Source organism: Nannocystis punicea, assembly GCF_026965555.1.
Lineage (GTDB): Bacteria > Myxococcota_A > Polyangia > Nannocystales > Nannocystaceae > Nannocystis > Nannocystis punicea.
The window spans coordinates 7,518,789-7,529,640 of the sequence record NZ_CP114040.1 but is presented as its reverse complement, the minus strand read 5'-3'; the positions used below and the strand labels follow the sequence as shown (position 1 = coordinate 7,529,640).

The window sequence follows — 10,852 nt, the reverse complement described above, 5'->3', positions numbered from 1 at the left end:
TGCGCGGCGAGGGTCGCGGGGCCGGTGTCCGGGACGCCCTGTCCCCTCAGACAGTTGCTCGGACTTCGTGACGGCTGGGGCGCTTCGAGGCTGTGATTGCCTCGTCCTGCGCAAACTCGGTGCCAGGGCGTCCCGGCCCCCGTCCTCCGGGAGCTCTCTTTGGGCGGGGACGGTCGGCTCCGCCGAGATCCGGGGTCCGCTCGCGGCTGAACGTCGGACGTCGACGTGCGTGGGACGAGCGACGCGAATGCTCGGCCTGGGCGCGGTGCGTCGAGAGGCGCGAGACTCGAGTGCATCGCGTGGCGAGGGCGATCGCACGCCGCGAGCGGACCCCGGATCGATGCGCGGCGAGGGTCGCGGGGCCGGTGTCCGGGACGCCCTGTCCCCTCAGACAGTTGCTCGGACTTCGTGACGGCTGGGGCGCTTCGAGGCTGCAATTGCCTCGTCCTGCGCAAACTCGGTGCCAGGGCGTCCCGGCCCCCGTCCTCCGGGAGCTCTCTTTGGGCGGGGACGGTCGGCTGCGCCGAGATCCGGGGTCCGCTCGCGGCTGAACGTCGACCGTCGACGTGCGTGGGACGAGCGACGCGAATGCTCGGCCTGGGCGCGGTGTGAACGGGGGGCGCACGATTCGAGTGATTTGCCGTACCTCGGCGGAGGGCCTCGGAGCGGCGATGCGCGGGGGCATGTCGCGAGGGCCATGTCGTGACGCCGCGTGAGGCGAGCGAGGTTGCGGCGGTCCCGGGAAGATGTCGCAAGGGACATGTCGTACGAGCGTGGGCGGCGAGCGGGGATTGCGGCGCTCCTGGGAAGATGTCGCAAGGGTGCATCGGGGCGGGGCGGCGGACGGATGATGGCGGCGCACGTGAAGATGTCGCAAGGGACATGTGATTGGGATTGCGAGTACGGCGGCGCGATTGGCAAGATGTCGCAAGGGACATGTCTCGGCGCCGCGAACGGCGAGGGGGGACGATCGCGGCGGTGTATGGAAGATGTCGCAAGGGACATGTCTTGTCACACCGGGCGCGGCGAGAGGGACTGTTGGCGGCACGTCTGGGGAGCTGTTGCGAGGCCGAGGTCATGGGAGCGCCGGGCGCGGAGAAGGTCCGGGGGATGAGGCCATTGCCAACGGAGCAGGGTCCCGGGCTCGCAGCGGCGGCTTCGCCGGCGTGCGGCCGGGTCGCTCCCGACGGGCGAGGCCGCGGCCGGCGGGCACGGGCCGATGCTGCTGGACAGGCGCGGGGAGCGTGATAGGTTGCCGGCGCAATGTCTCGCGGCGCCCTGTTCGTCCTGTTCGCGGTCTCGATGGTCCTCGGTCTCGCCTGTGCCGGCCGCGGCGGGGGGTCGGCGCGTTGTCCGGGGGAGGGCTGGTGCGGGCCGGCAGAGGCGGCGGAGCGGATGGCGGAGACGGCGGCGGGCTCGACGTTGACTTGCCCGATCCACGTCGAGTCGGCCTACGCCAGAGCGCCGGCGGCGACGGAGGGCGAGTCGGCGGCGCCGGCCGCGGAGTCGGCAGGGCTGCCGTCCGGGGTGCCGGACGGGGCCCACGGCACGCTCGACGAGAAGCGCACGCGCAAGCTGCGGGACGACGGCGACGCGACCACGTGCTGCTACACGTGGGTCGCGCCGTGCCCGGGCTGACCGCATGGTACTTCGGACATGTCCAACGAGACATTGCCTTCGGGTCAGAAGTTCATCCTCCACCGCGACGAGGACCTGCTGATCGTCGCCAAGCCGGCGGGGCTGGTGGTCCACCGCGGTTGGGCGGACGACGAGGTCGCGCTCCTCGACCTCGCGCGCGAGGCGGTCGGGGCGTACGTGTACCCGGTCCACCGCCTCGACCGTGGGGCCAGCGGGGCGCTGGTGTTCGCGCTCGATCCGGCGGGGGCGCGGGCGCTGCAGGAGAGCTGGACTTCGGGACAGGTGGAGAAGCGCTACCTGGCGCTGGTCCGCGGCAACCCGCCGGAGGCGGCGACGATCGATCATCCCATCCCGCGCGCGGAGGACGGGCCGCGCGTGCCGGCGGTGACGGAGGTGACGACCCTGGCGCGCACCGGTCGTTATGCGCTGGTGGAGGCGCGGCCGCTCACCGGGCGCCTCCACCAGATCCGCCGCCACCTGAAGCACATCAGCTGCCCGCTGATCGGCGACGTGCGCTACGGCAAGGGCGAGCACAACCGGCTGTTCCGCGAGCGCCACGACCTGCACCGGCTGGCGCTGCACGCGTGGTCCTTGCAGCTGCCGCACCCGCGCACGCGCGCGCCGGTCCGCGTGGTCGCACCGCTGCCGCCCGACCTGGCAGGCGCGCTCGCCGGCCTGGGCATCACTGTGGAGCTGGAGGCGAGCGCGGGGGCGCGGGCGCGAGCGGATGGTGACGCGGTCGACATCGCGGGCGCTGCCGACCGCGAGGGTTGATCCACCGCGCATGGCGGGGCGCACACGGTCGGGCGGCGCTGGCAGCGACCGTGGCCCATGCCATGAAGTCGTCGTGGCGAAGTCGATTCGAGTCTTCTACGGCAAGGAGCACGGCCTGCTCGGGCGCAAGCGCCTGGACTTCAAGTGGGGCATCTACCCGCCGATCACGCCGCTGTCGATCGTCCACGTGACGGCCGCAGAGGCGACCGACTACGGGGCGGGCTACGTGATCGGCCCCAACGGCGACGCGCTGCAGGAGTTCATCTTCTCGCTCGGCGACGCGGACGTGTGGGTGTCGAACGTGTCGCCGCACTCGGGCGGAGTGGCGTTCATCCTCCACGTGGCCGCGGCGGGGCCCGTCGACGTGGTGGTGACGATCACGGTCGAGGACGGCATGCCCCAACAATTCCGGGCGACCTGAGGCCTGCGAGACTGGCTCGCGGCCGGACGTTCGAGTACGTACACTCTGCCGCCATGACGACGACGATGCGAGCGTACGTGTTGACGCGCTACGGCGGCCCGGCGGCGGCAGAGCTGCGCGAGGTGCCGGTGCCGACGCCCGGCCCGAACGAGCTGCGGATCCGCGTGCACGCGGCGGGCCTCAACCCGGTCGACTACAAGACCCGCGCGGGCCAGCTGCGGGTCATCCGCAGCTATCCGCTGCCGATCGTGCTGGGCAACGAGCTGGCGGGGATCGTCGAGGCGTGCGGGCCGGGCGTGACACGCTTCGCGCCCGGCGACCGCGTGTTCGCGCGGGTCGACAAGGACTTGATGGGGGCGTTCGCGGAGTACGCGTGCGTGGCCGAGTCGCTGGTGGCGAAGATGCCGCAGCAGCTCGACTTCGCGGCCGCGGCCGCGGTGCCGCTGGCAGGGCTGACGGCCCTCCAGGGGCTGCGCGACGAGCTGCACGCGTCCCCCGGCCGGCGCCTGTTCATCCCCGGCGGAGCGGGCGGGGTCGGGACGTTCGCGCTGCAGCTGGCCAAACAGTTCGGCGCGGAGGTGGCGACCACGGCCTCGCCCCGGGGTGAGGCGCTGGTCCGCCGCCTCGGCGCCGATGTGGTCGTCGATTACACGAAGCAGGCGTTCGAGACGGTGCTGGCGGATTACGACGGGGCGTTCGACCTCGTCGGCGGCGACACTCTGACGCGATCGTTCGCGGTGGTAAAGCGCGGCGGGCTGGTGCTGTCGATCGCGGGGGTCCCGGAGCCGCAGACGGCCCTGAAGGACCTCGGCGGCCGCTACGGGCTGGCGGCGCTGTTCTGGGTGGCGAGCGCCGGGCTGCGCGTCCGCGGGGCCTTCCGCAAGGTCCGCTACCGCTATTTGTTCATGCACCCGAGCGGCGCCGATCTGGCCGACCTGGCGCGTCGCATCGACGAAGGGACGCTCGAGGTGGTGATCGACCGTGTGGTCCCGTTCGCGCAGATCGGCGAGGCCTTCGCGCACCTCGAGTCCGGGCGCGCGAAGGGCAAGGTGGTGGTCCGCATGGTCGACTGACGCTGAAGCAACCTGTCTGAAGGGACAGGACCCATCGGACATCTGCATAGCGACCTCCGACGCGCGCCTGATCCGGGGCCGCCGCAGCTGCGGCGGCTGGACGTCTCACACCGCGAGTCACGCCTCGGCCGGCGACCGCCCGTGCTCGGCCCGGAGAACCCTGCCGGCCTGTGACACGCGCGGCCGCCCGCGCTATAGTGCTCGGTCGTGGCCACCGAGAGCGACGACGACGAGGCCCTGCTGGAAGCCTGGCGACGAGGCGAGCGCGCGGCGGGTCAGCGGCTGTTCGAGCGCTACTACGAGGCCGTCGCGCGCTTCTTCGTCAACAAGGTCGGCGACGCCGGGACCGAGCTGATCCAAAAGACCTTCCTCGCCTGCGTCGAGGGCATGCCGCGCTTCCGCGGCGACGGCAGCTTCCGCAGCTACCTGTTCGCGATCGCGTACCGCCAGCTCTGCCTCCACTACAAGCGCCGCGCCAGCGCCCCGGTCGACCTCGCCAGCCAATCGGTCGCAGGCCTCGATCCCTCGCTCGCGGGGGTCCTCGTCGAGCGCGAGGAGCAGCGGCTGCTGCTCGCCGCGCTGCGGTCGATCGCGCTCGAGCTGCAGGTCGTGCTCGAGCTGCACTACTGGGAGCAGTGCTCGGTCGCCGAGGTCGCGGCGGCGCTCGAGATCCCGCAGGGCACGGTGAAGTCGCGGCTCCGCCGCGGGCGCGAGCAGCTGCGCGAGGCGATCGAGCGGCTGGCGGCCACCCCCGAGCTCGCGCTCAGCACCTTCCGCGGCCTCGAGAGCTGGGCCGCCGCGGTCCGCGCGCGTGCGCGCGAACGACCGTGAAAATTTCCGTGATCCGGATCGGCGCGGCTCGAACCACGCCGGCATGCTCCACCACCTCGCTCAGCTCGTGAAGAAGATCGAAGAAGGCGACGCCACGCACCCCGACGGCTCCGCAGGCGCCGACTCGCTGTCGCCGGACACCCTGCTGTCGCCGGAGATGCGGCCGGACGTGCTGGTCACGCCGGAACACGTCCGCGCCAAGCGCACCGTCGCCGCCGCCCTGTTCGGGACCGACCCCGAGCCCGTGCAGCTCGGTCGCTACCGCCTGCTCGAGCGCCTCGGCGCCGGCGGCATGGGCATCGTCTACGCCGCCTACGACGGCCGCCTCGAACGCAAGCTCGCGCTCAAGCTGTTGCGACCGAGCCGGCTCGGCAGCCCCGAGGCGGTCGCGCGGACCCTCCGCGAGGCGCGGGCGCTGGCCCGGCTGTCGCACCCCAACGTCGTCCACGTCTACGAGGTCGGCGAGCTCGACGGCCGCGAGATCTTCGTCGCCATGGAGCACCTCGCCGGGCCGACCTTGCGCGCCTGGCTCGACGCCGAGCCGCGCCCGTGGCGAGCCGTCCTCGAGGTGTTCCGCCAGGCCGGCGAGGGTCTGGCCGCCGCGCACGCGCACGGCATCGTCCACCGCGACTTCAAGCCGCACAACGCGATGTTCGGCGGCGACGGCCGCGTCCGCGTCCTCGACTTCGGCCTCGCGCAGGTCGACGGCGCCGCCGAGGTCCGCGGTCTCGCCGACGCCGCGGAGCCCCACGACCTCACGCACACGCTCACCACCACCGGCGCAGTGCTCGGCACGCCCGCGTACATGGCTCCCGAGCAGCTCGCGGCCGGCAAGGGCGACGCTCGCACCGATCAATTCAGCTTCTGCGTCGCCCTCTACGAGGCGCTCTACGGCAACCGGCCGTTCGCCGGCAAGACCCTCGACGAGCTCGTCGACTCGGTCCGTTCGGAGCGGGTGACCCCGCCGCCGAGGTCGACCGACGTGCCGCCGTGGGTCCGCGCGGCCTTGCTGCGCGGCCTGAGAGCCGATCCGGAGCAGCGCTGGCCGTCGATGTCGGCCCTGCTCGCTGCGCTGTCCGGCGATCCCGCGGCCCGAAGGCGCCGGCGACAGCGCTGGACCGCGGCCTCCATGGGCCTCGCCGGCTTCCTCACCGCCGGCGCGTGGTGGGCCGGTGAACACCTCCGGCGCGCCGACGCCGAGCAGCGCGCCGAGCTCGGACGCGAAGTGGTGAGCGCCCGCGCCGAGGTCGATCGACAGACCCTCGCCAGGAGCCTCGCGCACGCGCGGGGCCTGCTCGAGCGCGACCCGGCCGGAGTGATTCGGACGCTCGCGCAGCTCGAGGCGATCGTGCCCGCCGACGCCGTCGAAGCGCGCACCCTGGCCCTCGCGGCGCTGGCCCGCGGCCTCCCGGACGTCGCCCTCGTCGGTCCCGAGGCCGAGCTCCTGAGCGTCGCTCCGGCCGCGCAGGCCGGGGCGGTCTTCGCCCAGGACGCGGCAGGCGGCGTCTGGCGCTGGACCGCCGACGATCGGCCGGGCGAGCGGATCGCAAACCTCGGCCAGCGCGCCGGCGAGATGGTCTTGGCCCCGAGCGGACAGGCGTGGAGCGCCGCGCTCGGCGACTCCCTGGTCGGCGCCTCCGCGCAGGCTGGCGCGTGGCCGACCTGGCGCGCCGCGCCGCCGCAGGCTTCGTCGCCTCACACCGATCTCATGATCACCGCCGACGAGCGGTGGTTGATCCGCCAGCGCGCCCTGCCGATCGTCGCCCTCGATCTGCGGACCGGGCAGCCGGTCGAGGGCGCCTTCCCCGAGCACGACGGCGGCGATCGAGAGTCCCGCGGGCTCGTATCGCCCGACGCCCGGTTCTTCGTGCGCGGGCGCCTCGGCGACGACACCCTCACGATCTGGGACCGCACCACGGGCGAGACCCGCAGCGCTCCCGCGCTCGGCGTCCTGAGCGACCTCATCGACGTCGTCGGCGACGGTCGGACCCTGCTCGGCACGAGCGAGCGCGACGGGGTGACGCGCCTGATCGCGTGGGACCTCGCGGGTGCGACCGCGCAGGAGTGGCGCAGCGACGTGGTCGTCGCCGCGGAGCTCGGCGGGCTCGTCGGCCTCACGCGCCGCACCGACGACGGCCGGATCCTGTGCGCCGCCCTGCCGCTGGCCGCGGATTGTCAATGGCAGCACTCAATCCAGGACTTCGATCGCCTGCTCGCCGACTCCCGCCATTACGCGCTCGAGACCCCGCGGGAGCAGCAGCCCCGGCGACCGCTCGATCTCGGCGATCTGACCACCGGCGCCGTCGTCCGTCGCTTCGTCGCCGGATCCGCCCGCGATGGGGGCCAGCTCGATCACGCCGGGCGCTACCTCGCCGCGCGAGGCGCTGCGATCGACGTGTGGGAGCGACGCGACCCCGCGCACGCGATCGTCGACCTGTACCGTGGCATGGCCGACACCGCCCACCACAACTCGCCGGACGGCAAGTTCCTCGTCCGCCACCACAAGCCGAGCGGCGCGCTGGTGCGGATCGACAGCCGCACCGGCGCGGCCCAGCCGCTCGCGCCGTGCCTCGCCGCCGACGAAAAAACCGGGTGGATGGCGATCGACGAGGACGGCCGGGTGCTCGTGCCGCACGGCGACGCTCTCCATCTCTACCCCGCCGATTCGGCGCAGCCGCGGGCGATCGCCGGCGTCGCCGAGCCGATCCGCAGGGCCTTCCTCGCGCCCGACGGCCGGGGCTTCGCCGTGCTTACCGTCCGCGGCGCCGCCCATGTGTGGACCGACCCCGACGCCGCCCCGCGCAGCTTCGACGTCGGCACCAAGAAGCTCCCCAACCTCGTCTACGCTCGCGCCGGTTCTCGGCTCGTAGCGACGTCCGCGGACCGCGGCGTGCAGGTGTTCCGCGACGGCGCGATCACTCCGGTGCCCGTTCCGGGAGATCCGATGGAGACGATCATGGCGGACCTGTCCGGCGACGACCGCTGGCTGGTCGCGCTCCGGCTCGGCACCGGGACGATCGTCCTCCACGACCTCACGACCGGCGCGACGCGTCAGCTCGACCTCGGCCGGAGCCTGGGCACCGAGGGCTCCTTCGGCCTGCGTATTGCCCACGACGGCGCACGGATCGCCGTCACCGAGAGTGAGCGGCTGCTCCTCGTCGACGTCGCGAACGGCTCGGTCCGCACGGTCGACGCCGGCGCCAACATCTGGAACCTGCAATTCGAGCCCGGCGGCGACTTGCTGTTCGCCGCCGTCGGCGACTTCGTGCAGGCGTGGGACCTCGAGCGCTTGACCGCCACGCCGCTGTGGAAGACCCGGGGCTTCGCGCGCCTGTTGCACGTCACGCCCGACCGAGAGCTCGTGACGCGCGAGGACGGCGAGATCCATCGCTTCGCTTTCGGCATGGTCCCGCGCGAGCCGGAGGCGCTGCACGCCTGGCTGCGCGAGCGCGCGGCCAGGCTCGGGCCGTGACGCGGGCGCGCGCCGCTCTCCGGGCACGGCTGGCCGAAAAGCCATCCGCGCCCGCGCACCTCGATCCCGTCATGCATGCATGCATGGACATGTTACAATGTACATGTCTAGACAGACATGTCTCATGAGCAACCCCCCGGCGACCGAAACCGCGCGGTCGCGGCGCTCCAGTGTGCCGGCGGGGTTGTCACCGCCTCCCTGGTGAAGCGAGGCGAACGCGGCTACTCTGCGCCGATGCGGATCGTGCAGATCGACCGCGAGCCGTTCCACGTGCTCACGTACCTCGACGCCGCGCCGCGCGGCGGGTCGCAGACGCGCGAGCTGCCGCTGCTGCGCGCGCGCGTCGACCAATTGCCGGCGCAGCTCGACGCCCTGCTCGTCACCTCCGACCTGCAGGGGCGGGCTGCGACGAGCGAGGCCGGTGGGGCCCTGCGGCTGCTCGGCGAGGCGCTGGCCGAGGAGTACGGCACCCTGGCCGAGCTCGATTCCGTGCCCGATCCCGCCTTCACCGGCGTCGTCCTCGCGGGCGACCTCTACGCCGCGCCGGCGGCCGATCGCCTCGGCGCGACCGGGGAAGTCCGCGACGTCTGGCGGGCCTTCGCCGCGCGCTTCCGCTGGGTCGCCGGCGTCGCCGGCAACCACGATCTGTTCGGCAAGCCGACCGAGCAGACCCGCTTCGCGCGCGAGCCCGGGGTCCACCTCCTCGACGGTCGCCAGGTCGAGCTCGACGACCTGCGAATCGCCGGCGTCGGCGGGATCTGCGGGCGCCCCGGCAAGCCCAACCGTCGCCCGCCCGACGAGTTCGTGGCCGCGATCCGCCGCCTCCTGCCGGCGCGCCCGCACCTGCTCGTCCTCCACGAGGGCCCCGACGCCGGCCCGCGCCGGTTCGGCAACCCCGACGTGCGCGACGCCGTCGACGGCCGCGACACCCTCGTCGTCTGCGGCCACTCTCACTGGCACGAGCCGCTCGCCGAGCTGGCGCGCGGCACCCAGGTCCTCAACGTCGACGCCCGCGCCGTCCTCCTCGAGCGGGCAGAGCTGTGAGCTGGAAGACATGTCTCACAGGACATGCTCGTTCACCCATGCCCCTCAAGACATGTTCGAGCGACCATCCTCCGCGCCGGCCGCCAATCAGCGCAGGGGCAGGCGGACCGTGAAGCACGAGCCGCGGCCGGGCGCGCTGTAGACGGCGATCGTGCCGCCGAGGAGGGTGCAGAGGCCGCGGCAGAGCGTCAGGCCGAGGCCGGTGCCGCCGGCGCGGCGGCCGAGGCGGGGGTCGGCCTGGCGGTAGGGCTCGAACAGCTGGGCGCACTGTTCTTCGGTCATGCCGACGCCCGTGTCGGCGACCGAGAGCTGGAACCACGGCGCGCCGCTCGGGTCGGTCGGGCGCGAGGCGGCGATCGTGATCGTCCCGGCGTCGGTGAACTTCGAGGCGTTGCTGATCAGGTTGAACAGGATCTGGCGCACCAGAGTGGGGTCGGTCTCGACGTCGGCGAGCTCGGCCGAGATGTCGAGGCAGGCCACGTTGTTGCGGCGATCCATCAGGGGTTTGAGCAGGTCGGCGGTGTCGCGGATCAGCGCCGCGAGGTCGAAGCGCTCGCACAGCACCGGCATGCGGCCGGCCTCGACCTTCGACAGGTCGAGGATGTTGTTGATGAGGCCCAGCAGGTGCTCGCCGGCCTGGCGGATCCGGACGATGTCGTCGCGCAGGTCTTTCTCGCCCTGCTCGTCGAGGATCTCGTGCACGAGGTCGGCGTAGCCGAGGATCGCGTTCAGCGGGGTCCGCAGCTCGTGGCTCATCCCGGCCAGGAAGGCGCTCTTGGTCCGGCTGGCGCCCTCGGCGGCGTCGCGGGCCTGGGCCACCGCCTCGTCGGCGCGCAGGCGCGCGAGCACGCGGCCGATCTCGGCGCCGATGGTCGCCATCGCCAGCATCAGCGCGGTCGCGGTGCCCTCGCCGGCGGTGCCGAAGAACTCGACGACCGCGATCACCTGGCCGCCGACCACGACCGGCAGCGCCGCGCCGCCGCGCAGGCCGAGCGCCGCGGCGCGCTCGATCCACGGCGCGTCGAGGCGGGCCCGCAGATCGGGCGCCCACACCGGTTTGCCGCTGCGCAGGGCGTCGAGGCCGAGCACGGTCGGCTCGCCGTCGACGAGCTGGCCGGTGAACTCGGCGGCGAGGCGGTCGGCGACGTGCCAGCGGCTGCTCACGCCGCTGGCGGGGGTCAGGCGCGCGAGCGACCAGCCGGAGGCGGAGCAGACCTTGTGCATGCAGATCCGGTAGACGTCGGCCTCGGTCTGGGCCTCGTTGGCGGCGATCGTGATGCTCGAGATCATCGCCAGCAGCGCGTTCTTCTGCAGGACCTCGCGCGTGCTGACCTTGTGGACCCGCTCGAGGTTGGCCATCCGCTGCTCGGTGCGATCGACGTCGACCCGCAGCTCGGCCAGCTCGCGCTCGGCCTGGCGGGCCCGGCTGGCGGCGCGCCGCAGGTTGCGGGCGCTGTCCTGCAGGCGCGCGAGCAGGATCCGGCCGGGGCCGTGCTGTACTTTGGGACATGTCCCACAGCGCTCGACCTGCTCGAGCAGCTCGTCGTCGCCGAACCCGGGCAGCTCGGGGCGCTCGAACACGCAGTCACAGTCAGTCAT

8 protein-coding genes are annotated in these 10,852 nt (G+C 73.1%); 7 read left to right on the top strand and 1 reads right to left on the bottom strand.

Annotation, left to right across the window (positions count from 1 at the left end):
* The first annotated feature begins 1,263 nt into the window (after positions 1-1,263).
* The 7 genes from O0S08_RS28955 to O0S08_RS28925 all read left to right on the top strand — a co-directional run bounded on the left by O0S08_RS28955 (position 1,264) and on the right by O0S08_RS28925 (position 9,253).
* Positions 1,264-1,638 (top strand): hypothetical protein, encoded by a 375-nt coding sequence (locus O0S08_RS28955; RefSeq protein ID WP_269032575.1) that lies wholly within the window; start codon positions 1,264-1,266, stop codon positions 1,636-1,638.
* An 18-nt stretch (positions 1,639-1,656) separates the two neighbouring features.
* Positions 1,657-2,412 (top strand): RluA family pseudouridine synthase, encoded by a 756-nt coding sequence (locus O0S08_RS28950; RefSeq protein WP_269032574.1) that lies wholly within the window; start codon positions 1,657-1,659, stop codon positions 2,410-2,412.
* A 73-nt stretch (positions 2,413-2,485) separates the two neighbouring features.
* On the top strand, positions 2,486-2,833 hold the full coding sequence (locus tag O0S08_RS28945) for a hypothetical protein (protein WP_269032573.1): 348 nt from the start codon (positions 2,486-2,488) through the stop codon (positions 2,831-2,833).
* Between the two features lie 65 nt (positions 2,834-2,898).
* Positions 2,899-3,906, top strand: coding sequence for an NADP-dependent oxidoreductase (locus tag O0S08_RS28940; protein WP_371879559.1), 1,008 nt, complete (start codon positions 2,899-2,901; stop codon positions 3,904-3,906).
* Positions 3,907-4,113: 207 nt separating this feature from the next.
* Entirely contained in the window at positions 4,114-4,737 is a 624-nt protein-coding gene (locus O0S08_RS28935) for an RNA polymerase sigma factor (RefSeq protein ID WP_269032571.1), read from the top strand.
* Between the two features lie 43 nt (positions 4,738-4,780).
* On the top strand, positions 4,781-8,209 hold the full coding sequence (locus O0S08_RS28930; RefSeq protein ID WP_269032570.1) for a serine/threonine-protein kinase: 3,429 nt from the start codon (positions 4,781-4,783) through the stop codon (positions 8,207-8,209).
* A gap of 234 nt (positions 8,210-8,443) precedes the next feature.
* A complete protein-coding gene (locus tag O0S08_RS28925; RefSeq protein WP_269032569.1) occupies positions 8,444-9,253 on the top strand; it encodes a metallophosphoesterase family protein in 810 nt (269 codons plus the stop codon).
* Between the two features lie 87 nt (positions 9,254-9,340).
* On the opposite strand, the gene O0S08_RS28920 is transcribed toward O0S08_RS28925, so the two are convergent.
* Positions 9,341-10,852 (bottom strand): sensor histidine kinase, encoded by a 1,512-nt coding sequence (locus O0S08_RS28920; RefSeq protein WP_269032568.1) that lies wholly within the window; start codon positions 10,850-10,852, stop codon positions 9,341-9,343.

Coding starts and splice junctions, on each gene's coding strand:
- O0S08_RS28955 (WP_269032575.1), top strand. CDS start 1,264: ATGTCTCGCGGCGCCCTGTTCGTCCTGTTCGCGGTCTCGATGGTCCTC.
- O0S08_RS28950 (WP_269032574.1), top strand. CDS start 1,657: ATGTCCAACGAGACATTGCCTTCGGGTCAGAAGTTCATCCTCCACCGC.
- O0S08_RS28940 (WP_371879559.1), top strand. CDS start 2,899: ATGCGAGCGTACGTGTTGACGCGCTACGGCGGCCCGGCGGCGGCAGAG.
- O0S08_RS28930 (WP_269032570.1), top strand. CDS start 4,781: ATGCTCCACCACCTCGCTCAGCTCGTGAAGAAGATCGAAGAAGGCGAC.
- O0S08_RS28925 (WP_269032569.1), top strand. CDS start 8,444: ATGCGGATCGTGCAGATCGACCGCGAGCCGTTCCACGTGCTCACGTAC.
- O0S08_RS28920 (WP_269032568.1), bottom strand. CDS start 10,852: ATGACTGACTGTGACTGCGTGTTCGAGCGCCCCGAGCTGCCCGGGTTC.